Below are 24976 nucleotides of genomic sequence, written 5' to 3' on the forward strand. Positions count from 1 at the left end.
GCCGGGTTAATCATGCAATGCGGGTCTGAATTTCGCGGATCGTCGAGCCGAGGATGCCGTTTGCCAGCAGGCCTGGGCCGAGTGGGCCCGACGAGCTCGCGCCGAGAGCGGGAAGTTGGCGCAGAACCGCCCGCTCGGCCTCAGTTAATTCCGCCAGCTGCCAAGTTATTTCGTTGCTCACCAGGTCGGGTTGGGCCAGATTGGCAAGCGACACAGCCTTTATCGCATAGGCTGCCGCGCCCAACGCGTGTGCTGCCATGTGTGGGACTGCGGCGGCCTGAGCGATAGACCTCGCCGCCGCAGCGCCTGCAGGCGTGGTCGCAGCACCGGCTGCCTTCACCGCAACCATCCGCTTGGCGATCGCGTCGGCTGTGCCCCCCTGCCCTCCGCCGTACGCCTGTGTGCGCGCAACCGCGTCCTCGATCGCGCGCGACGCATCAGCATCGGCGTGGAACAACGGAAGCACTCGCTCGGCACAGGCAATCGCCCACCGCGCGATCACGCGCCGATCGGCGTCGCTCAGAGTCTGAATAGAAGCCACCGACCCATAGTGCCCGAGCTTCAAGCGGCCGCGAAGTCTTAACCGTCGAGTCGGCGGGTGCCCGCTGATGTCTGGAATCGGACGAGGTAGCCGTCGGGGTCTGCGACGAGGAACTGGCGGACGCCAACTTCCGTCGCCTCCGCGACGCGGTACCACTTAACTTCGGGCTCAAGATAAAGCGGCCAAGAATCGTCGCGGAGAGCGGCAAGGATTGGCTCCAACGCCGCTACACCGATCTGAAAGTTGATGCCGCGCCCAAATGGGACCTGCAGGTCTCCGGTCAACCAGTTACGCCCGACGCCACGTTCCTCAAGCATCAGGTGCGCGCCGCCCAGCGTGATGTAGGCGAAACCCTCAGCTGGCCGACGATAGGCGATGGTGAAACCGCACAAGCCGCACCAGAATTCAAGGCTGCGGCGGAGATCGGAGACAAGCAATTCCGGAACAAGGCTGGGCTCAGCGATCTCGCTCACCGGCAGACCGATCACACGTTGAAGCGGAACTCCACTACGTCGCCGCACTTGGAAACGTCTGCTCCCGAGGGCTCCCGTTCGGTGCAGAGTCATCGTCAGGCCAGGTCCTCGAAACTCTCCTCGCCGGGTCGCCAGACCATCCATGCGCCGTCAGCGAATCCCCTCAGCTCGGCTACTTCGGTGTACACCTCGTCCAGCTTCGGATGGATGCCCACCGAGCCCGTGTCCAAGACGATGTGAATGCCTGAGCCCGTCGCTTCGTGGGTCGCAACCACCGCGCCGGGCACCAACCGTCGCAACAAATCTGCATACCCCAGCTCGGACTCACGCCAGACTCTGCCATCGACTGTCACCGTCGGCCAGACATAGCAGTTCAGCACGATTGGCCCTGGACCTCCCGGCTCACCATCGAACCTGAGCTGCAGGTAGTCGTTGAGCACGAACTCAACCGAGTACATCCGGTGACCCACGAGCCGCGACAGCAACTCGTTCGGCACGTAGGGCCCAGCACCTGTCATGCGACGACGAGCGGGGAGATCCCGGCGATCTTGCCCCCCAGTACACGTCGCTCGATCCGCAGCTCGTAGTTCGACTGCAGGTTCATCCAGAGCTCCTCGGATGTCCCGAAGTACCGCGCCAGCCGGATCGCAGTGTCCGCGGTGATCCCGCGCTTGCCGTGCACGATCTCGTTGATCCGACGCGGCGGCACGCCGATCGATACGGCCAGCTTGTTCTGCGTGATCCCGAAACCGTTGATGAAATCCTCCATCAGGATCTCTCCCGGATGGATCGGCTCGATCAGGTCCATCTCAGTGGTCGTCGACGAGTTCGACATCTTCGGCACCTCCTTCTCTCCAGACGAAGCAGATCCGCCCCTGCGCGTTCACGCGGATGCTGTGCTGTCCGCGCCGGTCGCCGACCAACTTCTCCAACCGGTTCCCCGGCGGAATCCGAAGGTCATCGACGTCCTTCGCGGCATGGACCAGCTCAAGCTCTCGCAGAGACGCTCGCTGCACGGCTCGATCAACGCCCTTGACGTACTGCTCGCGCCAGATGCGTTCGGTGTCCTTACTCCCGAATGATCTGATCATACGACCAGTATATAACGGGGCGCGTCAATAACGCTAGACGTTAAATCTAAACTCCACTACGTCGCCGTCGGCCATCACGTAATCCTTGCCCTCCATGCGGACCTTGCCTGCCGCCTTTGCTGCCGCCATTGAGCCCGCGGCGACCAAGTCGTCGAAGGCCACCAGTTCGGCCTTGATGAAGCCGCGTTCGAAGTCGGTGTGGATCACGCCTGCCGCCTTCGGGGCCGTGTCGCCCTGGTGGATTGTCCACGCGCGCGCTTCCTTCGGCCCAGCCGTCAGGTACGTCTGGAGGCCGAGGGTGTGGAAGCCAGCGCGGGCCAACGCGTGCAGGCCCGGTTCGGTCTGGCCGATCGACTCAAGCAGTTCCAGCGCCGACTCGTCGTCGAGTTCAAGCAGTTCCGCTTCGACCTTCGCGTCAAGGAAAACTGCGTCAGCGGGGGCAACCGCCGCACGCAGCTCGGCGACCTTGGCCTCGTCGGTGAGCACCGATTCGTCGGCGTTGAACACGTAAAGGAAGGGCTTGATCGTCAGCAGCGACAGCTCGCGCAATGTCTCGGCGTCGACCTTGGAACCAGCAGCGAACAGCGTCACACCGTCATTGAGGAAACCCTCGGCCACCTTCGCGGCGTCGAGCAGCGGCTTGCGATCCTTCTTGACCTTGGCTTCCTTTTCCAGGCGCGGGATCGCCTTTTCCAAGGTCTGCAGGTCGGCCAGAATCAGCTCGGTCTCGATGACCTCAATGTCGGCGGCGGCGTCGACACGACCGTCGACGTGAATCACGTCGTCGTCAGCGAACACGCGAACGACCTGGCAAATCGCGTCGGCCTCACGAATGTTGGCGAGGAACTTGTTGCCAAGGCCAGCACCTTCGGACGCGCCCTTGACGATGCCCGCGATGTCAACAAACGACACCACAGCGGGCACGATCCGCTCCGAACCGAAGATCTCGGCGAGCTTGTCGAGCCGAGGGTCGGGCAGCGGAACAACGCCGACGTTGGGCTCAATGGTCGCGAACGGGTAGTTCGCGGCCAGGACGTCGTTCTTGGTCAACGCGTTGAACAGCGTCGACTTTCCAACGTTGGGCAGGCCGACGATTCCGAGGGTGAGGCTCACGAGGATCAGATACTACGCGGTCGGGATCAAGGGACCAGCACGACCTTGCCCAGGTTGGCGCGCTGCTCGACCAGCGCGTGGGCGGCGGCGGCTTCGGTCAACGGGAATTCGGCGTGCACGACCGGGTGCAGCAGGCCCGATGCGTAGAACTGCCACACCTCCTGGCGCAGGTCTTCGTAGCGGGCCGGGTCGCGTTGGGCGAGGCGGCCGATGCGGAAACCGGTCAGCGTCTTGCCGCCGGAAAGCAGGTCGTCGGTGTCGAGCAGACCCGTGCCAGTCGCGTAGGTGACCGCGCGGCCACCCTCGGCGAGCGCGGCGATCGTGCCCGCGAGTTCGCCAGCGCCGTCGAGTGCGTAATCGGCCTGCTTGCCGCAGCGAAGTTCGGCGTAGGTGTAGACCTCGTCAGCGCCGAGTTCGCGCACGAAGTCGGCCTTGGCCGCGTCAGAAACCGCGCCGACCACCCACGAAGCGCCGCGCACCCGCGCCAACTGGACCGCGAGATGGCCGACACCGCCAGCAGCTGCGGTGACCAGCGCGGTTTCGCCGTCAAGCGGCATTGCCGTGTCGAGCGCGCCCAACGCGACAAGCCCGCTGCGCATCATCGCGACCGCGTCGACGGCCGAAGCGCCATCGGGAATCGCGGAAGCCTGGTCGGCCGAAAGCAGCACGTACTCGGCGTAGGCGTCGGTGGTGCTCAACCCGACAACGCGGTAACCGGACGCGTATCCGTCGACCGCGTCACCAACCGCGACGACCTCGCCCGCCACTTCAGCACGCAATTCCTGCGGGGTTTCGGCGTTGATGCGCCGGATCGCCGACAGGTTGACCCCGATGGCTTCGACCCGCACCAACAGTTCGCCAACACCCGGTACCGGGACCTCGGCCGAAACGACGGCAAGCGTCTCATTCGAACCGCTGCGCTCGTACTGAACCCGTCGCATGACACCTCCTAGCAGAAACTGCGAAGGCGCAACGGTAACCGGCTGAACACGGGTTTCCCCACGCCATCGCCCGGCAAGTGCGGAAGATCACCGTTCGATAACAGGCGTAGCGTTGGATTATGGCGACTACGGAAGTGGTGTCGGCGAAACCCGCGCCCGAACTCGCCGGGTTCGTCGACGGCTACCTTGGCTACCGGCTCGCTGGCTTCGCACCCGGAGTGCATCGCGGGCTGCCGTCGCGTCACCTCACTTTCATCGTCGCGATTGGTCCGCCGATCGACGTGATCGCTCAGACCGACCCGCGCCAGTCGCCCGCCGCCTATCGCTGCGTGGTCAGCGGATTGCAGGCAACACCCGCACTCATCGAACACACGGGTTATCAAGAGGGCGTTGCCATTTCGCTCACCCCACTTGGGAGTCGACTGCTGTTCGGGATGCCAGCTGCGGAACTGTGGAATCAGTCCGTTGAGGGCACCGAACTTCTCGGTGCCCAACTCGCGGATTCGATCCAGTCACACCATGATTGGCAAAGCCGGTTCGCCGCCTGCGATCGCGTCTTGCGAGAAAAGGCAATCCGCGATCAGCTCGTTAGCCCCGAATTAGCTTGGGCGTGGGCCACTTTGACGCGAACCGACGGCACCGCGTCCATCACCGACCTGGCCAACCACATCGGCTGGACCCGGCAACACCTCACCCGTCGCTTCACCGCCGAATTCGGGACAAGCCCGAAAACCGCAGCGCGTGTAATCCGCTTCGACCGGGCAAAACAACTGCTCACCGCGACCCCGTCTTATGTTTCGATCGCCCAGATCGCGGCGGCGTGCGGGTATTACGACCAGGCCCACCTCAACCGCGACTTCCTCGCGTTCGCAGGCGTTTCCCCAACCGCGTGGCTCGCCGAAGAGGTTCCATCCGTCCAAGACGACGGCCCCTTGACCGGACGAGGCTAGAGGCATGACTACAACAACAGCAACCACAGCAGTCTGGCCGTGTCTCGCCTTCGCCGATGCACGCGCCGTGAGCGCCTACCTCAAGTCCACGTTCGGCTTCGAAGAAATCGCCGTCTACGCCCGACCCGACGACGAGAGCGTCGTCGAACACGGTGAACTGCGTTGGCCCGAAGGCGGCGGCATCATGTTCGGCTCATCCGGACGCGACGAAAGCGAGTTCGGCAAACGTCCGACGGGCGGCGCGTCGATCTATCTCGTGACCGCCAAACCCGACGAGCTGTACGCCCGTGCCACGCAAGCGGGCGCGCGGATCGTCCGCGACCTGCGCGACGAGGACTACGGCTCACGCGGCTTCACCGCGGCCGACCCCGAAGGCAACCTCTGGAGTTTCGGTACCTACGCACCGAACTAAACATGAACAAAATTTCAAGTTAGGCAGAACCTGAGAATCTGGCTCCGACACGCGCGAAACGTCGGCTACCTTTTTCGTAGTTGTTCTGCGGGTCACACTTGACACCGCAGGTCGCGCGTGTTTCAGGAGAGTCAATGGCGACAATCGAATATCTCCGCACCGACCCGGACTTACCTCCGGTCGGGGTGGTAGACCGCACGCCGATTACCCCGGCGAAGAAGCTGATTTTCGCTGGAATCGGCGCGCTCGGCGCGGTGGCGTGGGCGATTTTGGCGCTCGCGCGCGGCGAATCAGTGAACGCCGTCTGGATCGTGATCGCGGCTGTATGTACATACATCATTGCGTACCGGTTCTACGCCCGCTACATCGAATGGAAGATCACTAAACCGCGCGACGACGTCGCCACGCCCGCCGAGATCTATGAAAACGGCAAAGACTTCATGCCGATGGACCGGCGGGTGCTCTACGGGCATCACTTCGCCGCGATCGCGGGCGCTGGCCCGCTCGTCGGCCCGGTCCTCGCCGCCCAGATGGGCTACCTGCCGGGCACGATCTGGATCGTCGTCGGCGTCGTTTTCGCCGGTGCCGTTCAGGACTACTTGGTGCTGTGGGCATCGACCCGGCGACGTGGACGCAGCCTCGGTCAGATGGCCCGCGACGAATTCGGCGTTGTCGGCGGCATCGCCGCGATTGTCGCGATCTTGGTGATCATGACGATCCTGCTCGCGGTGCTCGCGCTCGTTGTCGTCAACGCGCTTGGCGAAAGCCCGTGGGGCGTTTTCTCGATCGCGATGACTGTTCCGATCGCCCTGTTTATGGGCGTCTACCTGCGTTACCTGCGCCCAGGTCGCGTTGGGGAAGTGTCGGCGATCGGCATCGTTTTGCTGCTCGCTGCCATCGTTGGCGGCGGTTGGGTCTCCGAAACCGAGTGGGGCGTCGAGTGGTTCACGCTGTCGCGCGTCACGATCGCCTGGTGCCTGATCGGGTATGGCTTCATCGCGTCGGTCCTGCCGGTCTGGTTGCTGCTCGCACCTCGCGACTACCTGTCGACATTCATGAAGATCGGCACGATCGCCCTGCTCGCAGCCGGAATTTTGATCACGGCACCGGTCCTCAAGGCCCCCGCGGTTTCGGAATTCGCGCACACCGGCACCGGTCCCGCGTTCGCGGGCAGCCTGTTCCCGTTCTTGTTCATCACCATCGCCTGTGGTGCGCTTTCGGGCTTCCACGCGCTCGTCTCGTCGGGGACGACGCCGAAGTTGCTAGCCAAAGAATCCAACGCCCGCATGATCGGGTACGGCGGCATGCTGATGGAGTCGTTTGTCGCGGTGATGGCGATCATCACCGCGTCGATCATCGACCAACACCTGTACTTCGGCATGAACGCACCGCTCGGCCTCACCGGCGGAACCCCGGAAAAGGCTGCCGCATACACCAATTCGCTTGGTCTCTCCGGACCGCCCGCGACGCCCGCGCTGTTCGCTGACGCGGCCGCCGACGTCGGTGAGAAGTCGATCATCTCCCGCACCGGCGGCGCGCCGACGCTGGCCGTCGGTATCTCGCAGGTGTTCTCGGAGTTCCTCGGCGGCGCGTCGATGAAGGCGTTCTGGTACCACTTCGCGATCATGTTCGAAGCGCTGTTCATCCTGACCACGATCGACGCCGGTACGCGTGTCGCGCGGTTCCTCGTTTCCGACGCCGTGAGCAACCTCGGTGGCGGATTCAAGAAGTTCAAGGACCCGTCGTGGCGGGTTGGCGCGTGGGTCGCCTCGTTGGTTGTTGTCGCTGGTTGGGGCAGCGTGCTGCTGATGGGCGTCAACGATCCGTTCGGCGGCATCAACGCGCTCTACCCGTTGTTCGGCATCGCGAATCAACTGCTCGCCGCGATCGCGCTGACGGTTGTGCTTGTCATCATCGTCAAGCGCGGGCAGTGGAAGTACGCGTGGATTCCGGGCATCGGCTTGGTGTGGGACGTGACCGTCACGATGACCGCGTCGTGGCAAAAGATCTTCTCCGCCGACCCGAAGCTGGGGTACTGGAAGCAGCACAGTCTCTGCGTCGCGGCTAAGGACGCGGGCAAGGGCTGTTTGACGGCAAAGACGCCCGAGCAGGTCGAAACCGCGATTCGCAACACCTTCATCCAGGGCACGCTGTCGATCGTGTTCGCGGTGTTGGTGCTTGTCGTGATTGTTGTCGGCGCGCTCGTCTGCATCAAGGCACTGCGGACCGGCACGGTGTCGAGCACCGAGGCGCCCGAGCAGCCGTCGAAGATCTTCGCGCCAAGCGGATTCATCGCGACCGCTGAGGAAAAGAAGATTCAGGCCGAGTGGGACGCGCTCGACGGGACGAAGCCCGATAAGGTGCCCGTTTCGTGAGTAGTTCTTCGGTGAACGGTCGGCCCGGATTCGGGTCGGCCGTTCGCGGCGTTTTAGCCGGGTTACGCGGGGTTGCTCGCTGGTACAGCGCGATTAATGGCGGCGAGGATTATCAGCGATACGTGGCGCATTTGCGGCGTGCGCATCCCAATGCGGAGGTGCCGTCTGAACGCGACTACTGGCGTGAACGGTATGCCGAAGCGGAGCGAAATCCGCAGAATCGGTGCTGCTAAGCGATGGCTGATTTCCGCTAGCGTTTAGTTCTCGCCGGTGCCACTGTGGAGTCATGACCACCACCGCATTGGACTTTGAGCGCTGCTACCGCGCGGTGTCGACGCGTGACGCCCGCTTCGATGGACAGTTCATTACTGCGGTGCGCACGACGGGGATTTACTGTCGACCGTCGTGCCCGGCGATCACGCCTAAGCGCGCGAATGTGTCGTTTTTGCCGACGGCCGCAGCCGCGCAGCAGGCTGGGTATCGGGCGTGCCGACGGTGTTTGCCCGACGCCGCGCCCGGGTCGCCGCTGTGGAATGTGCGTGCCGACCTGGCCGCCCGCGCCATGCGACTCATCGGCGACGGGGCGATTGAGCGCGATGGGGTCCCCGGATTGGCCGCTGCGCTCGGGTACTCGTCACGTCAGCTGACCCGCGTGCTGACTACGGAACTAGGCGCGGGCCCGCTCGCGTTGGCACGTGCGCATCGCGCGCACACCGCACGTTTGTTGATTCAGACGACGTCAATGCCGATGAGCGACATCGCCTTCGCGGCAGGCTTCGCCAGCATTCGGCAATTCAACGACACCGTGCGCGAGGTTTTCGCCGTCACGCCGACGGTGTTGCGCACCGAAACCCGAACCGGCCCAAGGTCAGACATCGTGACGCCCGGAGTGCTGACGTTGCGGCTGCCGTATCGCGAACCGCTCGACGTCGCGTGGCTAACCTGGTTTCTCTCCTCGCACACCGTTGCCGGCATGGAGACATTCGAAGACGGCGTTTACCGGCGCGCACTCGCTACGCCGCACGGCCACGCGGTCATCGCGCTGAGTTTCGCGCCCGGGCATGTGCGGGCGGAACTGTCGTTGGTCGACATGCGCGACCTCGCACCGGTCGTCGCGCGAGTGCGGCACTTGCTCGACTTGGACGCTGACCCGCTTGGCGTTGACGAGGTGCTAGGCATGAGCCCGGGGATTCGCGTGCCGGGCAGCGTTGACGGGTCGGAGTTGTTGCTGCGCACAATGATTGGTCAGCAGATTTCGGTGCGGGCGGCGTCGACGCATACGGCCAGGTTGGTTGGGGCGTTGGGGGTGCCGGTGGGCCGTGGATTGCAGAGCCGGGTCGGTGAAGGTGACCTTGCGGTGGTAGCCACCGACTCTGGTGCGGGTGGCACCCAGGCTCTGGCCGGTCGGGTGCGTGAGCGCGGGGTGCGTCACGTGGACAAGAGAGCTCTGGAGGACGAGCGCGGTAGGAGCGACGTGGGCAGGGCGGCGCTGGCCGACGAGCGCGGCGGGAGCGGCGAGCGCGGCGGGGACAGTGCGGCACTGGCGCATGGCGGAGGAACCTTGAGCACTGACCAAGTGGCGGCAAACGGGTTGCGACTGTTTCCGACTGCGGCGGTGATCGCGGAGCGGGGGCGGGAGGTGCTCGTTGGGCCTGCTCGGCGCATTGACGCGATCGTTGAGGCCGCGCGGGCGCTCGCGGACGGGTCGCTTGTTATTCATGCCGCTCGACCCGCTGCTGAGCTGCGGGCTGAGTTGCTCGCGTTGCGCGGGGTTGGGCCGTGGACGGCCGACTACGTGACGATGCGGGCCGTCGCCGATCCCGACATCCTGCTCGACACCGACCTTGTCGTGCGTCGCGGTGCTGAGCTCGCGGGCGTCGACCTGCGCGACACCGCTCGGTTCGCACCGTGGCGTTCCTATCTTTCCATGCACCTTTGGCGTACCGCGCTGCTTCCCCGAGAGGAAAACCAATGAGTGACAAGAACATTCACGCCGACTTCGCGACTGCGGCAACGCCGATTGGGCCGTTCACCGCTGTCGTCGACGCGGACGGGGCGGTGCTCGCCTCAGGTTGGACCGCCGATGCCGCACTGTTGACCGGCCTGATCCACGCTTCCCTGCGACCTTCCGAAGTGCGCCAACGTGATTCGCTCGGGGCGGTCACTCGCGCGATAGCCGACTACCACTCAGGCGATCTGACCGCGATCGACGCAATCCCGGTCCGCCAGCGTTCAGGCGAATTCCTCAGCCACGCTTGGGACGTGTTGCGGAAAGTGCCTGCGGGCGAACCGGTTACGTACACGGAGTTCGCAGCGGTGGCTGGTCGACCCGCAGCCACCCGGGCGGCGGCGAACGCGTGCGCGCGGAATGCTGCGGCGTTGTTTGTTCCATGCCATCGGGTGGTGCGCATTGGTGGCGCGCTGGGCGGATTCCGGTGGGGATTGGATGCGAAGCGGTGGTTACTCGCCCATGAGCGGGCGGAGTGAGGTGGGATGGCTGGCCTATCCGGCCATTACCTTGCAGTCCAGTATTGCGTAAGTGGCACTTTTGAGCGGGCCAGTCTTGCTGGATGCTGGGTGCATGCTTGTTCGTCGCCTCCTTGCGCTCTATGTCGGCCTCTGGCTGTACGGCACCTCGATGGCGGTGATGATTCGAGCTGGGCTCGGGCTTGATCCGTGGGACGTGTTTCACCAAGGCGTTGCCGCGCACGTGCCGTTGAGTTTTGGGGCGGTCACGGCTGTCGTCGGAATCGCGGTGCTGCTCGCGTGGATTCCGCTGCGGCAGCGGCCCGGGCTTGGGACGGTGAGCAATGTCGTGGTGATCGCGGTTGCCGTCGACGCCGGTCTGCGACTGCTGCCCACCACGGAAACGCTTTGGGTTCGGATCACCGCGATGGTGGTGGCCGTGGTGTTGAACGCGGTCGCGACCGTGCTTTACATAGGCGCGGGCATGGGACCAGGGCCGCGCGATGGACTGATGACTGGACTGGTCGCGCGCACCGGCCGACCGGTATGGGCGGTGCGGACCGCGATCGAGGTGTCGGTACTCGCGACCGGCTGGCTCCTTGGCGGCAGCGTCGGGGTTGGCACGCTTGTGTACGCGTTCGGGATCGGGCCCCTGATCGGGCTGATGATCCCGTACCTCGACGGCTGGTTACCGGGCTTCGACGCGGTCCCCGAGGTGTCAGCCGACGACGGTCTTCACCTGGGAGCCGTCGCGGCCCCGGATCACGTGTAGTCGGGTCGGGATGCGTTGGCGCATCTCGTCGACGTGACTCACTACGCCGACCACCCGGCCGCCTTCGCGCAGCTCGTCGAGGACGCCCATCACCGCATCGAGGGTGTCGGCGTCGAGACTGCCGAAGCCCTCGTCGATGAACAGGGTGTCGAGCCGCAACCCGCCGGACTCGGCCGCGACGACGTCGGCGAGCCCAAGCGCAAGCGCGAGCGACGCCATGAACGTCTCGCCTCCCGACAAGGTTTTCGCCGAGCGCACGGCCCCGGTGTAGTCGTCGCGTACGTCGATACCGAGCCCGCCGCGCCGGCCGTGCTTGCCAGCCTTGTCGGAGTGCACGAACTCGTACCGACCGCCCGACATGCGACGCAATCGCAGCGAGCCCGCGACCGCAACCTCTTCGAGCCTTGCGGCAAGCACGTACGAGCGCAACGACATTCGCCGATTGTTCTCGCCGCGCCCAGCGACAACCTCGGCTAGTCCAGCCAGTTCACTGAACTCGCGGCGAGCTGGCGCGACGCGCTCTAGCTCGCCCCAGAGTTGGGCGCTGAGTTGCTCGAGCTCATTGACCCGCGTCTGCGCGGCTGAATGTCGACTGGCAGCGGCAGTGAGCGCTTGTTGCGCGGCAGCGAAACGTTGCTCCAGCTCAGCAACATCGGCGGGCGGCTGCTCGGCGGCGGCAACAATGGCGGGCTCGGCGAGGACAGCGCGAGCGTGGGCACCCGCCCGATCAGCTTGGGTGAGCTCATTTTCGATGGAGGTTTGCCGTTGAGCGTCGCGCGCAACGAGCTTGACCGCTTGAGCGTAGGAAGTGAGGATCGCGACCTCATCGCGGTCAACAACCGGGTTGGCGCGCGAATCTTGTTGGTGCCCAGGTTGACTCGTTGCCGTAACGGCAGGTGCGGAAGTTTCGGTACCGTGCTCCGGCGAGACGTGCGATCCGGCGCGATCGCCCCGTGAGCGAGCAGCGGCATCGGCGAGGTTCCCCGAGGAACCACCAGCAGCGGCGCGGTCGTCTGCCGCACCGTCGGCACCATCGCCGCCGTGGGCAGCGCCGGTGGCGGCAAGAGCGGCAGCGTCCGTGAGGCGCCCGGCGGCGTCAACAGCGGCGGCACCGGCCACGCCCTCGGCAGCCGCGGGCTGCCCTGCGCCAGAGCCTGCGGCGGTGTCGGTTACACGTGGGGCAACAGCGGCCGCGCCGGTGCCGTCCTCGGCAGCAGCGGCCTGCCCTGTACCAGAGCCTGCAACGGTGTCGGTTACACGTCCGGCAACAGCGGCGCCCGGGTCGGCACCGTCTTCGGCAGCAGCGGGCTCCGGTGTGCCAGAGTCTGCGGCGGTGTCGGTTAGACGTCCTGCAACAGCGGCAGCGCTGGCGTGGCTCTCGGCAGCTACGGGCTGCCCTGTGCCAGAACCTGCGGCGGTGTCGGTTCGATGTCCGGCAACAGCGGGACCGATCGACGCGGCATCGGCCAAACGTTCAACACGCGTGGTGATCTGGCGGACCGCGTCGCGGGCCGTGACCTCGGTTTGTCGAGCCGCGCGCGTCGCATTCGCCATCTCAATCAGGGCCGATACGCGCGCTGTTCGGGCTGCGACTGTGCCGTCGCTACCCGCTACCTCGCGTAACCGCTCGGTGAGTTCAGCCAACCGGTTTACGGCTGCCGCGATAGTGGTGGTCGCGTGACTGTGTTGCGTCGCGAGCTCGCGGGCCTGGTCGCTGAGCTGTGCCTCCTCCGCGCGCAGTCTGTCGACAGTTGCCGTGGCGGCGGGCACGCGGCGTGCTGCCTCGTCGGCATCCTCGAACTGGGCCGTCGCGGTGCGAACCGACGCAGCAAGGCTGACCGGGTCCGCGTCGCCACCGCGCGCGACTAGGGCTTCAATCTCCCGCTCCAGCAGACCAATTCGCTCGGCAATAGTGTCACGAGTGCGCTCAGCCGCCTGCTCTACCTTCGCGGCAGCCGCTTCCTCTTCCTTCGACACCGCGTCTTCGGTCGGCTGCGCGGGCTGGGGATGCTGAGCGGAACCACAGACCGAGCACGGGGTCGCATCGACCAGGCCTGCTGCAAGTTCAGCCGCCATCCCAGCGAGTCGACGTTCACGCAGATCTTGTACGCGTTCGCGTGCATCGAGGTATTTCGACCTCGCCGCAGCGAACGCATCCTGTTCACGATCCAAACTGCTTCGCGCTCGGGACAATTCGACTGCGGCAGCCGCGGCACCTTGCAACCGGGTCAGCTCGTTGCGCAACCCGGACAACGCGGCCGACGCGTCGGTGGCCTCGCGCAGTTGTTCCTCCGCGCTCGCCAACGCAGCGGGCAATGCCTCCTGCCGCGCCGCGACGGCCGACATCCGGGCGCTTAGCTTGCCCACCTCCGCCTCGGCCGCTGCTCGCTCGTTAGCTACGCGTTGCGCGGTCTGCGCGTCCGCATTTGCTTCCCCAAGCACACCAACAAACGAATTCCATTGTCCGAGAACAGCATTCAAAACAGAATCGAGCTCCGGGTGCGCAATTAACCCTCGCGCGACCACCTCCGCTTCAACCGAAGCCTCGTCGTCGACGGCCTCGCGGAGTACCTCGGCGACGCCAACTACTTCGGTTGCACCAGGCGCGCACAACAGCTTCGCCAACTGGCCAGCCGCGCCTTCGGTCGCCGATGACGCACGCCGCAGCGCCACCACCGCTGTTCGCGCCTCGTCGATCGCGTGCGCGACCGGTTCCGCGCGACGGGCCTGCTCTAGTTCGACGCGCAAAGCGGCGCGCTGATTCGCACCCGCCTCATACTCGACTAGGTCGGCAGTAGCAGCGCGCATCCGCGCATGCAGATCGGCGACACGACGCGCTTCCTCGGCCTCGGACCGGGTGACCTTCGATTCTTGTTGGCGCGCTTCAACTTCCAGTGACGATGCCGCGAGTTCCTCGCGTGCGGTGCCAAGCAACTCTTGCGACCAACCAACCGGGTCTTGCTCAGCGACCGACTCCGCGCCGCCGAACCCGCCTGCCATGCCGACCTTGGTGATGAGCCGGTTAATGCCCTGCACGCTCTCTTCAAGCTTGCGCTGCACCGCTTTTCGATGCTCACTGAGCCAGACCTCGGCACTCGCGAAACGTTGGGTGTCGAAGAGCTTTTCGAGCAGGGTCTCGCGCTCCTCGTTGTCGGCACGAAGGAAGCGCGCGAAGTCGCCTTGCGGGAGCAGCACGACCTGGAAGAACTGGTCGGCGCTCATGCCAAGCAGGCGCAGGATTTCCTCGCCAATATCGGTAAGCCGCGACAGGTTCTCGCCCGAACCGTCGAGCCATTCGAGCGTGCCCTTGGCTTGGATCTCCCGCAGTTTCGTTGCATCGCGCGAACTGGGTCGCGTATGCGCGGGACTACGGGTGAGCCGCAACCTACGACCACCGAGCGTTGCTTCAACGACAACGCGGGGAACGGTGTCGACATCGGCATGGTCGGAATGCAACCGCCGACTCTCGTTGCGCGCGCCCGGAACTCGCCCGTACAGCGCGAACGCGATCGCGTCCAAAACGGTGGTCTTGCCCGCGCCAGTCTGCCCGTGCAGCAGGAAAAGTCCGTCGGCACCGAGCGCATCGAAATCGATGACTGTCGGCGCGGCGAACGGACCGAACGCCGTCATCTCCAACCGATGCAGCTTCATGCGCGCACCCCGATCACGCGCTCAACTCCACCTGTTCGGACTCCGAGACGACTGGTTCGGCAACCGGCCGAACCCGCTCGTTCTCGCTGACCGCCGCCGCGAGCGCCTGCTGAACCCATGACATCTCCCCCTCGGTTGGTGTCCCCCGGACATCGGTCAAGAAGCTCGCCGCGATCTCGGTGTCGCGGCGACCGTGCACACGTTCGCGATAGTTCAGTTCGCCCACGCCGTCTGGCCGTTGCCATTCCACGTGGACCGCGTGCGGAAAACGTTCTTGTAATTTGCGCATTGGATCGACCGGGCGTGACTGGTCGGTCAACGTGGCAGAGACGTAATCGTCCTGCGCACAAGCGAATTGAATCCCCGTAAGTAGCTCTTCGAGCGTCCCAGTTAGCCGACTCAGACCACGCACTGTCGGCAGATCATGTCTCGTAACCTTGGCGAGCCCATCGGCTTCAAGGTCAACAATCCACACGGCCTTGCGATGCGAATTCTCCCCAAACGAGTACGGGAGCGGAGAACCGCTGTACCGCACCGACTCTGACAGCTTCTGCGGCGAATGCAGATGCCCAAGCGCCACGTAGTCGATCCCATTAAACGCCGACATCGACACCGTTTCAACCCCGCCGACCGAAATCGATCGTTCAGATCCGGTTGCCTCCCCACCGACAACGAACGCGTGCGCGAGCACAACCGAACGCACCCCACCGCGCGCGGCGAGATCAGCGCGAACGAGGCTCATTGCCGCGTCAAGAATATCGGCATGCGAACGTGCCTGCGGCACAGCCAGTTCCGCACGCGCCAGCTCGGGCTCCAAGTACGGGATCCCGTAAAAGGCCACTTCACCATGCGAATCGGCGAGCACAACCGGCTCAGCTACCTGGCCGACACGGGTGCGTAAATGCAGGCCGCCCGCTGCCGCGAACCGCGCGCCCGCGCCTAGGCGCGTTGGCGAATCGTGATTGCCCGAGGTGACAACCAGCGTTGCGCCAGCGGCGCTGATGGCTTCGAAACCCCGCTCGCACACCGCGATCGCGTCGGCGCTGGGAATGGATCTGTCGTAAACGTCGCCGGGGATGACAACCACGTCGACCGACTCGCTGACCACCAATTCGGCAATCGATGCGAGCGCGCGCGCCTGATCGGCCAGCAGGTCAACACCGTGAAAGGTGCGCCCGATGTGCCAGTCGGAGGTGTGCAGGATCCGCATGCCGCGAACCGTAGGCGAGACCACCGACAGAAACCAATCGATCCGGGGTTGTCGGCTTGATCTTGCGGCGTGCCGTGCGGCGAGTTGCCCCGATGTTGCCCCGATGTTGGGAGGGAGCCGAGAACTTGTCGGACCGTTCGTGCATCATCGCAACCATGACCGCTTCGATGCTCGTCGCGCTCGTCCTAGCTCTCCTCGCAGGCTTCGGTCTTGGCTGGTTAAGCCATTCCGCCCGGGCCGGTACGCGAGTTGCCGCCGCTGAAGCGCGGCTGTCTGCCGCTAGTGAGGGGCAGCGTTTGCTTGAGCAGTCACTACAGGCAGCGAACGAAGACGCCGCGCGTCGACATTCGAGCGCCGTCGCGGCGATGGTCGGTCCGTTGCGCGATGCCGTCGGCGCGCTGGAAAGCCACATCACCAAGGTTGAGCACGACCGCGTCGACGCGTACTCGGGCCTGCGTGAACAAGTCGCGGGAATGCAAACCACCTCACACCGACTGCAAGACCAAACCGCCCAACTCGTCGCTGCCCTGCGCGCACCGCAGGTCCGCGGGCGATGGGGCGAGATTCAGTTGGAGCGCGTTGTCGAACTCGCGGGGATGACCAAGCACTGCGATTTCGACACCCGGGTGCACCGCGCTGGCGTCGACGGGCTTGGCGCGAGTCGGCCGGACCTCGTCGTCAATCTTGCAGGCGGTCGCCACATCGTCGTCGATGCGAAGGTCCCGTTTACCGCTTATCTCGATGCCGCGACAACCGACGTCGAAGGTAAACGCGCGCAACTGCTCGTCCAACACGCTAAACAACTGCGCGCTCATGTCGACCAGCTGGCAAGTAAGGCTTATTGGACCGCTTTCGATCCTTCGCCTGAATTTGTTGTTCTTTTTGTTCCCGGCGACCCGTTCCTCGACGCCGCGGTCACCACCGACGCGGGCCTGCTTGAGTACGCGTTCGGTCGCAACGTGATCCTCGCAACTCCAACCACGCTGATCGCGCTTTTGCGCACGGTCGCGTTCAGCTGGCGACAGGAAGCCCTTTCCCGCGACATGGCAACGGTCCAACAATTAGGTAAGGAGCTCTATACGCGAATTGGCAAAGTGGCCGAACACCTTGATGGCCTCGGCGTGAATCTTGGTAAGGCCGTTGACGCTTTCAACTCGACGGTCGGTTCGCTCGAGTCGCGGGTAATGGTCAGCGCGCGCAAGATGCACGACTTGGGGATCGGCGATTCCGCGCCCATCACTATCCGTTCCACCAATACGCGGCCACGCCCTGTCCCCGGATTGGTGGTCGGTGATCGGGTCTGAGTTCTCCGTGCCGTAGCGCCCTCGACAGCGATGTGCGGTTAGTGTCTTAGGGTGGCTGCTTCCCAACGAGCGCGTACCCGGGTGCCCGCGCCGCAACGTTCAATCGTGCCCTCGGTCCCCGGCATCCCCGCCTGGGCCGCTGTCGCGCTGGCCGCTGGTGCCACGCTGCTGGGCGTTCTCATTGACGGTCTCGGGGGCGAGACCTACCCCACTGGCACGGTCTCCGCGCTGTACGTCATCGGTTGCGTGCTCGCGGTATGCGCGGTGCGGTTCCGTGGGATTTTCTCGACGATGGTCACCCCGCCGCTGCTGCTGTTCGTCGCGGTGCCGATCGCGTGTCAGTTGTTGGTTGGCAAGGTGTCGACGTCGCTTAAAGACATCCTCACGACGCTGATCCTTCCGCTGGTTGAGCGCTTCCCGACCATGATGCTCGCGACCGTGCTCGTGCTCGCGATCGGTGCGGGACGCATCGCGGTGTACCGCCGCGGCCCCGCTGTCGCGCCTACAAGTCGCCAACCGAGCGAACGCGCGACGGCACGTCGAACCGAACGCAAACCCGGCCGTAGTCGGCCTGCCCAGTCCGAGCCTGCTACCGCACGCAAGCGCGGATCGGCACGCCCGGCTTCAGTCACCGACCCCGCGACCGAGGTGATGGCGGCACCAACCGGTCGCGGCCGTCCCGCCGACAAACGTGGCCCTGCCGCTGACCGCAAGAACGAGGCACGCAAGGGCGACCCGCGCAAAAACGATCGCGGCAAGACCGAGCGCAAGCCCGCACCTGCCCGCACGGGTCGACCAACGCGCAACGCCGCGGCACCGCGCGAACCCGAGCCCGCGCGCGTTCCCCCGCGCAGGCGGACCGACGCGAACGCCCAGGCTCAGGGTCACCCGCAGCCTGCCGTGCGCTACCGCGACCGCGCCGACTCATCGCGCACGGAACGCCGACGCCCGGACGCGGTCTAAACCGACATCGACGCGGCGGCTCAAGCGACGACCGCCCACGAATCACAACGACAAGCGCCCCCGGAATTGCATCCGGGGGCGCTTCGTCGTTATGCGGCGCTACTTGCCGCGAGCGGCCCGCACCTCGCGCGGCAGCGAGAAAACCAGTGTTTCGTTCGCCGTCGTGACCGGCCGAACCTCGCCGAACCCATGCTCAGCAAGCAGCTCAAGCACCCCTTCGACCAGAATCTCCGGCACCGACGCACCCGAGGTGACGCCAACCGTGGTCGCACCGACCAGCCACGCCGGGTCGATCTCGCGCGCGTAGTCCACCAACTGCGCGGCACCCGCACCCGCGCCGAGCGCGACCTCAACAAGTCGCACCGAGTTCGACGAGTTGCGCGAGCCAACAACGATCACCAAATCGCACTCCGGTGCCATCGCCTTGACGGCGGTTTGCCGGTTGGACGTGGCGTAACAAATGTCGTCCGATGGCGGGTCTTGTAGCGCGGGAAACCGCTCGCGCAGCGCTTCGACGGTGGCCATCGTTTCGTCGACCGACAGCGTGGTCTGCGAAAGCCAAATGACCTTCTCGGGGTCGCGCACGGTGACGCTCGCGACCGATTCGGGCCCGTCAACTACCTGCACATGCTGCGGCGCTTCGCCCGCGGTGCCTTCAACTTCCTCGTGGCCTTCGTGCCCGATGAGCAGGATGTCGAAGTCGTCGCGTGCGAACCGCTTGGCTTCCTGATGGACCTTGGTGACGAGCGGACAGGTTGCGTCGATCGTGCGCAGATTGCGGGCGGCCGCCGTTTCGTGCACCGTCGGCGCGACACCGTGCGCGGAAAACACGACGAGCGCGCCCTCGGGTACCTCGTCGTTGTCGTCGACGAAGATCACGCCGCGCTCGCGTAGCGTCTCGACGACGTGGCGGTTGTGCACGATTTCCTTGCGAACATAAACGGGCGCACCATGTTTGACGAGCGCCTGCTCGACGGTTTCCACCGCGCGATCGACACCGGCGCAGTAACCGCGCGGCTCGGCGAGCAGCACGCGTTTGCCACCGGGAATGGGCGCGCCCGCCGAACGCGCGATGCCGACGTCCAAGGGAATTGCCGAGGTCATGGGCCCAAGCTTACGTGCGTGATCGCGGGCGCTCAGGCGCGGTAGCAAGGCGACGTCACCTAACCGTAAAGCGGCGCACGTCACACAGGCGCACGCTTGCCCTATCCATCACAGCCGAGTTGCGGCACGCTGTGTACATGTTCCGACCTCCGTTCCTGGCCCGGGTAGCCGCTGGGGCCGCTGTCTATGCGATTGAAGAGACCCGCCGACTACCCATCGTCGCGGTCAATTTCCCGATCACCGCGCTGAGCCGGGTGCTCCAGACGACGATGCACGTGCAGCAGTTCGTCACGAGCCTCGCGCTCAAGGGCGACGAGGTGTTCGAGCGCATCGGCGCTGGCACGCAAGAACAGCCCGAGTGGGCGACCTTCGACGACGACGCCGCCACCTCCGCGCCTGCCGCGCCCGTGTCGAACGCCAACGCGAGCCGCTTCGATCTCTTCGACGAGGCACCAATCCCGGCGACCAACGGTCACGCCGTTCCCGCGTCGGTGCTTGTCCTCGAAGCAACCTCCGAAGAAAAGGCCGCCGAAGAAGAGGCCGCCGAAGAGCCTGCCGACGAAGCGCCGGAAGCTCCCGAGGTCGCCATTCGCTACGACTACCCCGCGATGACGCTGGCCCAGCTGCGCGCACGGCTGCGCATGCTCACGCTGGAAGAGCTGGGTCAGTTGCTCGCGTTCGAGCAGCAGACTCGCGACCGCGCGCCGTTCGTCACGATGCTCACCAACCGCATCGCGACGGTCCAGGCCAAGTAAAACCACGCTTTCACGGCCGTGACCCGCGCAGGGTCGCGGCCGTTTTCTCTTTGTCGGACCCTCCGCGTATACCTGACCTATGACTGCTGACGGACCCGCAACCGCCGCGCCCGCACCCGGGTCTTCGGCTGAGCAGCCGTGGCCGGTGCGGTCGATCGCGCTCAAGGTTTCGCAATGGATCGACCGTCTCGGCAGCGTGTGGGTGGAAGGTCAGCTCACGCAGATCACTTCCCGCCCCGGCACGCGTACCGCGTTTTTGGTATTGCGCGACACGTCGGCCGACATGTCACTGCAGCTCACGTGCGATCCAGACCTGTTGCGCCACAGCCCCATTCCTCTCACCGAGGGCAGTCGCGTTGTTGTCTTCGGCAAGTTGCAGTACTTCACTGGTCGCGGGTCATTGTCGTTGCGGGTCACCGAGATTCGGCCCGTTGGCATTGGCGAATTGCTCGCGCGTATCGAACGGCTCAAGGCGCTTCTCGCGGCCGAAGGACTCTTCGACGCCCGACGTAAACAGCCACTGCCGTTCCTGCCCGGCACGATCGGACTCATCACTGGTCGCGCGAGCGCCGCTGAACGCGATGTCCTGAGTGTGGCCCAAAGTCGTTGGCCCGCAGTATGTTTCGAGATTCGCAACACCGCTGTGCAGGGACCAACCGCAGTGCCGCAAATGCTCACCGCGCTGGCCGACCTCGACCGCAACCCGCACGTCGACGTGATCGTGCTCGCCCGTGGCGGCGGCAGCACTGAGGATCTCCTGCCGTTTTCCGACGAAGCGCTGTGCCGCGCGGTGTCGAACGCACGCACCCCGGTCGTAAGCGCGATCGGCCACGAGCCGGACAATCCGCTGCTCGATCTGGTCGCTGACCTGCGCGCGGCAACTCCAACCGACGCGGCGAAACGCATCGTCCCCGACGCCGCCGCCGAAAGCGCGGCCGTCGCCGAGTGGCGCGCGCGGTCGGCCGCCGCGCTGCGCGGCTGGGTGCGCCGCGAGCTCAGCGTTGTCACGCAGTTGCGGTCGCGACCGGTGCTTGCCGATCCATTGCGCGAGCTCACGCATCGTCACGATGAGGTCGAACGCCTGCGCCTCACCGCCCGCCGCGACGTCGAGCGCATGCTTCGCACCCAAGAAACCGCCACCCGACACCTGCGCGAAAAGCTCACCGCTGTCGGCCCAGCCGCGACCCTTGCCCGTGGTTACGCTGTCGTGCAGCGCGTCGCCGGACCCGAGCGCCACGTCGTTCGCTCGATTGACGACTCCCCCGCTGGCAGCCAATTGCGCATCCGCGTCGCCGACGGTGCGGTCACCGCCGCCGCGCTGGGCGCGCAACGCATCACGCAGAAACCAGCTGAGCCAGTTCAAGAGAAGAGGACCTAGCGTTGACCGACCCCGCCGGAAATCCCGCCGATACGCTCGCCGAAATCGCGACGTTCGGCTATGAACGTGCCCGCGACGAACTGGTGAACGTCGTCAAGATGCTCGAACAGGGCGGCCTCGACCTCGACGATTCCCTCGCGCTGTGGGAGCGCGGCGAGGCGTTGGCAACCCGCTGTGAACAGCACCTCGCGGGTGCGCAACGTCGAGTTGAAGACGCGTTGGCTCGGTCCGACGCGGAGCCGGCGGAGTAGGTTTCACACGCCGCGAGCACTCGGTTTACTCGGCCGAAACGCGCGTCGCGCACTCTCGATACGTGCCACCTTCTTCCGCTAACGCCGACGCCATCGCGCGGGTCCGCGCCGACCTCGGCGCGATCGCGTCGTCGACTGACGCGCGTCGACTTCGCGGAAAGAGTCGCGACCGGTTCGCCGAAAGTCCGATGCTGCGCGAAGTGTTGCGCGGGCGCAATGCCGAGATCTTCATCGCGCCACGAACCAAAGACGAACTCGCCGTGGCCGTCGGTGCCTGCGCGCGGGCGCGTGTGCCGATCACCGTGCGTGGCGCGGGGTCGGGACAGTTCGGGCAGGGTGTGCCGCTGTCGGGCGGCGCGGTCATCGACGTCGCCGCCATCACCGGCATCGTCGACTGGGCCGACAAATCCCGCGCGTTGCCAACCAGCGTGCGCGCGCGGACGGGCACGATCGTCAGCGACATCGACGCGCACCTGCGCCGGTCCGGGTGGGAATTGCGAATGCATCCGTCGTCAGCGCAACACGCGACGATCGGCGGCTACATCGCGGGCGGTCACGCCGGGGTCGGCAGCTGCCAGTGGGGCATCTTGCGCGATACCGGCAACATCACCGCGATCGAGGTGATGACCGTCGAAGAACAGCCGCGACTTGTCGAACTGCGCGGCGCGGCTGTCACCGCGGTGCAGCACGCGTTTGGCGCGAACGGCATCATCACCGAGGTCGAATTGCCCGTCGCGCCCGCGTGGGAGTGGCACGAACTGGTTGTCTCGTTCCCGACTTTCGAACAGGCCCTGCGGTTTTCGGTCGACCTCGGCAACAGCGACGGCCTGCTCACGAAAGTGATTTCGCCGCAAGCACATCCGCTGCCGCGCTACCTGCCCGAGCTTGCCGATCTTGTTCCCGACGGCGATTCGATGGTGCTCGCGCTTGTCGCTGTGCAGTCGGTGCCCAATGTCGTCGACCTCATCGCCGCAACCGGCGGCACCCTGCGTTACCGCTGCCGCGAAGGCAAAGGCTGCTACGGCTCGCCCCTTTACGAATTCACCTGGGGCCATTCACTTTCCCGCTATCAGCGCCACAATCCCGAACTCGTCGGGCTCATGGGCTTGTTCCCACCCGATCGCCTCTACCAGTCGCTTGCCGCGGTACATCGCGACTGCGCTGACCTCGGTCCGCTGAAGGTGGAGCTCAAGCGCGTCGGTGGTCGGCTGTCCGCACAGGGTTCGCCGATCATCGACTTCGTCAGCAAGGCGCACCTAGAACGCGCCACCGAACGGCTCGAAGCGCTTGGCGTTTCGGTCGCCAATCCGCACACTCCGCTGCTCGGGGCGGGCGGGATGAAGCCGTGGGGCGCGAACGAAGCCGCGCTGAAACGCGAAATGGACCCGTTCGCACTGCTCGCGCAGGGGAAGGTCGAGCCGGAGTCTTCGCTCGCGCTGGCGACCGGGTTACCCAATCGCGGCTGGACGTATTAGGACTTGGGCAGCGGCTGCGCCGCACCGACGGCCTTCGCCAGTGTGCGGAACGCGGCGTCATTGCCAGCGCCGGTGATGAGCACGCGCGTGCCGTTGAAGTCGGTGATCCACGCCGCTTCGCTGCCAGGCTCGGAGTAGACGTTCCACTTGTGCCCGTCGATGTCGACCGAGCCGTTCGCGTAGCGCGAGCCAAGCACGTGCCTGCCGAGCACTTCCTCGGTCGCGCCGGTCTGGCTAAAGCGCAGGTACGTGGTCTGCGGGGTCAGATAACCAACCGTCGTTACGGCTTGGCCGCCGCCAACAACTTCGCGGCTACCCGAGTTCGACACCCAGCCTTCCGGCAGCGAAGGATTGCGGATCGCGAACGGCAAGCTGCGCGCGTCGGCTTTCAGCGCGGTCGTCACGTCGAAACGCGGGATCTGTCCCTGCGTCGGTCCACTGGTCGCGACCGAGCACTGGCTTGCCGCGCCCGCGAGCACGACCGCGATCAGCACCAGCGGAATCAACGACCAGAACAAGTCGCGGTAGTCGTTGAAGATGCGGTGCTTGGTCTGTGCCACGGCTACCAGTATCCACTCGGGCCCATTGTGACCTGAGAATGGGTCGCTGGGTGCTGCACGAGCGTGCAGGTTCTAATGCGACAATTACGGCGTACACCGACGCCAAGGAGGCATCCCGCAATGACGGCAGCATCGCCCGCCCCCAGCCGCCGCGAGGCACCCGATCGCAACCTCGCACTCGAGCTGGTCCGCGTCACCGAGGCAGGTGCGATGGCGAGTGGCCGTTGGGTCGGCCGTGGCGACAAGGAAGGTGGCGACGGCGCCGCCGTCGACGCCATGCGTCAACTCGTGAGCTCGGTTTCGATGAAGGGCATCGTCGTCATCGGCGAGGGCGAAAAAGACGAAGCCCCGATGCTTTACAACGGTGAACTGGTTGGCGACGGCACCGGCCCCGAGGTCGACTTCGCCGTTGACCCGGTCGACGGCACCACGCTGATGTCGAAGGGCTCGCCCGGCGCGATCTCGGTGCTCGCGGTCGCGGAGCGCGGCGCGATGTTCGACCCGTCGGCCGTGTTTTACATGCACAAGATCGCCGTTGGCCCCGACGCCGCCGGTTCGATCGACATCAACGCGCCCATCGGCGACAACATCCGCAGCGTCGCCAAGGCGAAGAACCTGTCGGTTTCGGACCTGACGGTTTGCATTCTCGACCGCCCGCGCCACGCCGACCTCATCCGCGAATCCCGTGAAGCGGGCGCGCGTATCCGGCTGATCTCCGACGGTGACGTCGCTGGCGCGATCGCGGCGGCACGCCCCGACTCGGGCGTCGACATCCTCGTCGGCATCGGCGGCACGCCGGAAGGCATCATCGCCGCCGCCGCGCTGCGCTGCCTCGGTGGCGAGCTACAGGGCAAGCTGGCCCCGAAGGACGAAGAAGAGCGTCAGAAGGCCATCGACGCTGGTCACGACCTCGACCGCGTGCTGTCGACCACCGACCTCGTCTCGGGCGAGAACGTGTTCTTCTGCGCGACCGGCGTCACCGACGGCGACCTGCTGCGCGGCGTTCGCTACTACGGTGGCGGCGCGTCGACCCAGTCGATCGTGATGCGGTCGAAGTCGGGCACGGTCCGCATGATCGACGCCTACCACCGCTTGGAGAAGCTGCGCGAGTACTCGTCGGTCGACTTCGACGGCGACGACAACGCCAACCCGCCGCTGCCGTGATCTGGGGCTGGGCGTCCATATAGTTAA

25 protein-coding genes are annotated in these 24976 nt (G+C 65.5%); 14 read left to right on the forward strand and 11 right to left on the reverse strand.

Annotated features, from left to right (window positions below):
- Positions 1 to 10: 10 nt before the first annotated feature.
- The 7 genes from IEX78_RS09455 to IEX78_RS09485 form a co-directional block, all read right to left on the reverse strand.
- Positions 11 to 541 carry a putative immunity protein gene (locus IEX78_RS09455; protein WP_188828539.1) on the reverse strand — a complete coding sequence of 177 codons (531 nt, stop codon included), beginning with the start codon at positions 539 to 541 and terminating at the stop codon, positions 11 to 13.
- A gap of 38 nt (positions 542 to 579) precedes the next feature.
- A complete protein-coding gene (locus tag IEX78_RS09460) occupies positions 580 to 1029 on the reverse strand; it encodes a bleomycin resistance protein (RefSeq protein ID WP_229683840.1) in 450 nt (149 codons plus the stop codon).
- Between the two features lie 80 nt (positions 1030 to 1109).
- The gene (locus IEX78_RS09465) at positions 1110 to 1511 is read right to left on the reverse strand and encodes a hypothetical protein (protein WP_229683841.1); all 402 of its coding nucleotides are present in this window, start codon (positions 1509 to 1511) and stop codon (positions 1110 to 1112) included.
- Between the two features lie 17 nt (positions 1512 to 1528).
- Positions 1529 to 1849 carry a HigA family addiction module antitoxin gene (locus IEX78_RS09470; protein WP_188828541.1) on the reverse strand — a complete coding sequence of 107 codons (321 nt, stop codon included), beginning with the start codon at positions 1847 to 1849 and terminating at the stop codon, positions 1529 to 1531.
- The gene (locus tag IEX78_RS09475) at positions 1824 to 2105 is read right to left on the reverse strand and encodes a type II toxin-antitoxin system RelE/ParE family toxin (RefSeq protein WP_188828542.1); all 282 of its coding nucleotides are present in this window, start codon (positions 2103 to 2105) and stop codon (positions 1824 to 1826) included. The genes IEX78_RS09470 and IEX78_RS09475 overlap by 26 nt, the downstream gene beginning before the upstream one ends.
- Positions 2106 to 2138: 33 nt before the next feature.
- Positions 2139 to 3218: a redox-regulated ATPase YchF gene (gene ychF / locus IEX78_RS09480; RefSeq protein ID WP_188828543.1), complete on the reverse strand. Its 1080-nt coding sequence runs from the start codon at positions 3216 to 3218 to the stop codon at positions 2139 to 2141.
- 26 nt (positions 3219 to 3244) lie between these two features.
- Positions 3245 to 4159, reverse strand: coding sequence for a quinone oxidoreductase family protein (locus tag IEX78_RS09485; RefSeq protein ID WP_188828544.1), 915 nt, complete (start codon positions 4157 to 4159; stop codon positions 3245 to 3247).
- Between the two features lie 119 nt (positions 4160 to 4278).
- Between IEX78_RS09485 and IEX78_RS09490 the strand changes: the two genes are divergently transcribed.
- From IEX78_RS09490 to yczE, 7 genes are all read left to right on the forward strand, one after another.
- Positions 4279 to 5109 (forward strand): helix-turn-helix domain-containing protein, encoded by an 831-nt coding sequence (locus IEX78_RS09490; protein WP_308426528.1) that lies wholly within the window; start codon positions 4279 to 4281, stop codon positions 5107 to 5109.
- Positions 5110 to 5113: 4 nt separating this feature from the next.
- A complete protein-coding gene (locus tag IEX78_RS09495; protein ID WP_188828545.1) occupies positions 5114 to 5521 on the forward strand; it encodes a VOC family protein in 408 nt (135 codons plus the stop codon).
- A gap of 134 nt (positions 5522 to 5655) precedes the next feature.
- Entirely contained in the window at positions 5656 to 7896 is a 2241-nt protein-coding gene (locus IEX78_RS09500; protein ID WP_188828546.1) for a carbon starvation CstA family protein, read from the forward strand.
- Between the two features lie 11 nt (positions 7897 to 7907).
- Positions 7908 to 8129, forward strand: coding sequence for a YbdD/YjiX family protein (locus tag IEX78_RS24520; RefSeq protein ID WP_188829489.1), 222 nt, complete (start codon positions 7908 to 7910; stop codon positions 8127 to 8129).
- Positions 8130 to 8182: 53 nt separating this feature from the next.
- Complete coding sequence (locus tag IEX78_RS09510; protein ID WP_188828547.1) at positions 8183 to 9871, forward strand: DNA-3-methyladenine glycosylase 2 family protein; 1689 nt, start codon at positions 8183 to 8185, stop codon at positions 9869 to 9871.
- Entirely contained in the window at positions 9868 to 10383 is a 516-nt protein-coding gene (locus IEX78_RS09515) for a methylated-DNA--[protein]-cysteine S-methyltransferase (protein ID WP_188828548.1), read from the forward strand. The genes IEX78_RS09510 and IEX78_RS09515 overlap by 4 nt, the downstream gene beginning before the upstream one ends.
- A 94-nt stretch (positions 10384 to 10477) precedes the next feature.
- On the forward strand, positions 10478 to 11134 hold the full coding sequence (gene yczE / locus IEX78_RS09520; protein WP_188828549.1) for a membrane protein YczE: 657 nt from the start codon (positions 10478 to 10480) through the stop codon (positions 11132 to 11134).
- On the opposite strand, the gene IEX78_RS09525 is transcribed toward yczE, so the two are convergent.
- Together IEX78_RS09525 and IEX78_RS09530 are read right to left on the reverse strand one after the other, a co-directional pair.
- Positions 11081 to 14785: an AAA family ATPase gene (locus tag IEX78_RS09525; protein WP_188828550.1), complete on the reverse strand. Its 3705-nt coding sequence runs from the start codon at positions 14783 to 14785 to the stop codon at positions 11081 to 11083. The genes yczE and IEX78_RS09525 overlap by 54 nt on opposite strands.
- 13 nt (positions 14786 to 14798) lie before the next feature.
- Complete coding sequence (locus IEX78_RS09530; protein ID WP_188828551.1) at positions 14799 to 15995, reverse strand: exonuclease SbcCD subunit D; 1197 nt, start codon at positions 15993 to 15995, stop codon at positions 14799 to 14801.
- A gap of 155 nt (positions 15996 to 16150) precedes the next feature.
- Here IEX78_RS09530 and IEX78_RS09535 point away from each other — a divergent pair, with 155 nt between their 5' ends.
- Positions 16151 to 17299 (forward strand): DNA recombination protein RmuC, encoded by a 1149-nt coding sequence (locus IEX78_RS09535; protein ID WP_188828552.1) that lies wholly within the window; start codon positions 16151 to 16153, stop codon positions 17297 to 17299.
- A 105-nt stretch (positions 17300 to 17404) separates the two neighbouring features.
- A complete protein-coding gene (locus tag IEX78_RS09540; protein ID WP_229683842.1) occupies positions 17405 to 18262 on the forward strand; it encodes a DUF6542 domain-containing protein in 858 nt (285 codons plus the stop codon).
- 99 nt (positions 18263 to 18361) lie between these two features.
- Here the strand turns inward: IEX78_RS09540 and IEX78_RS09545 are convergent, their stop codons facing one another.
- Positions 18362 to 19366, reverse strand: a complete 1005-nt coding sequence (locus IEX78_RS09545; RefSeq protein WP_188828554.1) for a 4-hydroxy-3-methylbut-2-enyl diphosphate reductase — start codon at positions 19364 to 19366, stop codon at positions 18362 to 18364.
- 137 nt (positions 19367 to 19503) lie between these two features.
- Between IEX78_RS09545 and IEX78_RS09550 the strand changes: the two genes are divergently transcribed.
- From IEX78_RS09550 to IEX78_RS09565, 4 genes are all read left to right on the forward strand, one after another.
- Positions 19504 to 20121 (forward strand): lipid droplet-associated protein, encoded by a 618-nt coding sequence (locus tag IEX78_RS09550; RefSeq protein WP_188828555.1) that lies wholly within the window; start codon positions 19504 to 19506, stop codon positions 20119 to 20121.
- A gap of 79 nt (positions 20122 to 20200) precedes the next feature.
- The gene (xseA, locus tag IEX78_RS09555) at positions 20201 to 21499 is read left to right on the forward strand and encodes an exodeoxyribonuclease VII large subunit (protein ID WP_188828556.1); all 1299 of its coding nucleotides are present in this window, start codon (positions 20201 to 20203) and stop codon (positions 21497 to 21499) included.
- Between the two features lie 2 nt (positions 21500 to 21501).
- Positions 21502 to 21750, forward strand: a complete 249-nt coding sequence (locus IEX78_RS09560) for an exodeoxyribonuclease VII small subunit (protein WP_188828557.1) — start codon at positions 21502 to 21504, stop codon at positions 21748 to 21750.
- A gap of 62 nt (positions 21751 to 21812) precedes the next feature.
- The gene (locus tag IEX78_RS09565) at positions 21813 to 23225 is read left to right on the forward strand and encodes an FAD-binding oxidoreductase (RefSeq protein WP_188828558.1); all 1413 of its coding nucleotides are present in this window, start codon (positions 21813 to 21815) and stop codon (positions 23223 to 23225) included.
- On the opposite strand, the gene IEX78_RS09570 is transcribed toward IEX78_RS09565, so the two are convergent.
- A complete protein-coding gene (locus tag IEX78_RS09570) occupies positions 23222 to 23785 on the reverse strand; it encodes a DUF4245 domain-containing protein (protein WP_188828559.1) in 564 nt (187 codons plus the stop codon). The two genes, IEX78_RS09565 and IEX78_RS09570, sit on opposite strands and share 4 nt — an antisense overlap.
- A 120-nt stretch (positions 23786 to 23905) precedes the next feature.
- Between IEX78_RS09570 and glpX the strand changes: the two genes are divergently transcribed.
- Positions 23906 to 24949, forward strand: a complete 1044-nt coding sequence (gene glpX / locus IEX78_RS09575) for a class II fructose-bisphosphatase (protein WP_188828560.1) — start codon at positions 23906 to 23908, stop codon at positions 24947 to 24949.
- The last annotated feature ends 27 nt before the right edge of the window (positions 24950 to 24976 follow it).

The organism is Nocardia camponoti (assembly GCF_014646135.1).
GTDB lineage: Bacteria > Actinomycetota > Actinomycetes > Mycobacteriales > Mycobacteriaceae > Nocardia > Nocardia camponoti.

Coding starts and splice junctions, on each gene's coding strand:
- IEX78_RS09470 (WP_188828541.1), bottom strand. CDS start 1,849: ATGTCGAACTCGTCGACGACCACTGAGATGGACCTGATCGAGCCGATC.
- IEX78_RS09475 (WP_188828542.1), bottom strand. CDS start 2,105: ATGATCAGATCATTCGGGAGTAAGGACACCGAACGCATCTGGCGCGAG.
- IEX78_RS09485 (WP_188828544.1), bottom strand. CDS start 4,159: ATGCGACGGGTTCAGTACGAGCGCAGCGGTTCGAATGAGACGCTTGCC.
- IEX78_RS09490 (WP_308426528.1), top strand. CDS start 4,279: ATGGCGACTACGGAAGTGGTGTCGGCGAAACCCGCGCCCGAACTCGCC.
- IEX78_RS09495 (WP_188828545.1), top strand. CDS start 5,114: ATGACTACAACAACAGCAACCACAGCAGTCTGGCCGTGTCTCGCCTTC.
- IEX78_RS09500 (WP_188828546.1), top strand. CDS start 5,656: ATGGCGACAATCGAATATCTCCGCACCGACCCGGACTTACCTCCGGTC.
- IEX78_RS09510 (WP_188828547.1), top strand. CDS start 8,183: ATGACCACCACCGCATTGGACTTTGAGCGCTGCTACCGCGCGGTGTCG.
- IEX78_RS09515 (WP_188828548.1), top strand. CDS start 9,868: ATGAGTGACAAGAACATTCACGCCGACTTCGCGACTGCGGCAACGCCG.
- yczE (WP_188828549.1), top strand. CDS start 10,478: ATGCTTGTTCGTCGCCTCCTTGCGCTCTATGTCGGCCTCTGGCTGTAC.
- IEX78_RS09525 (WP_188828550.1), bottom strand. CDS start 14,785: ATGAAGCTGCATCGGTTGGAGATGACGGCGTTCGGTCCGTTCGCCGCG.
- IEX78_RS09530 (WP_188828551.1), bottom strand. CDS start 15,995: ATGCGGATCCTGCACACCTCCGACTGGCACATCGGGCGCACCTTTCAC.
- IEX78_RS09535 (WP_188828552.1), top strand. CDS start 16,151: ATGACCGCTTCGATGCTCGTCGCGCTCGTCCTAGCTCTCCTCGCAGGC.
- IEX78_RS09545 (WP_188828554.1), bottom strand. CDS start 19,366: ATGACCTCGGCAATTCCCTTGGACGTCGGCATCGCGCGTTCGGCGGGC.
- IEX78_RS09550 (WP_188828555.1), top strand. CDS start 19,504: ATGTTCCGACCTCCGTTCCTGGCCCGGGTAGCCGCTGGGGCCGCTGTC.
- xseA (WP_188828556.1), top strand. CDS start 20,201: ATGACTGCTGACGGACCCGCAACCGCCGCGCCCGCACCCGGGTCTTCG.
- glpX (WP_188828560.1), top strand. CDS start 23,906: ATGACGGCAGCATCGCCCGCCCCCAGCCGCCGCGAGGCACCCGATCGC.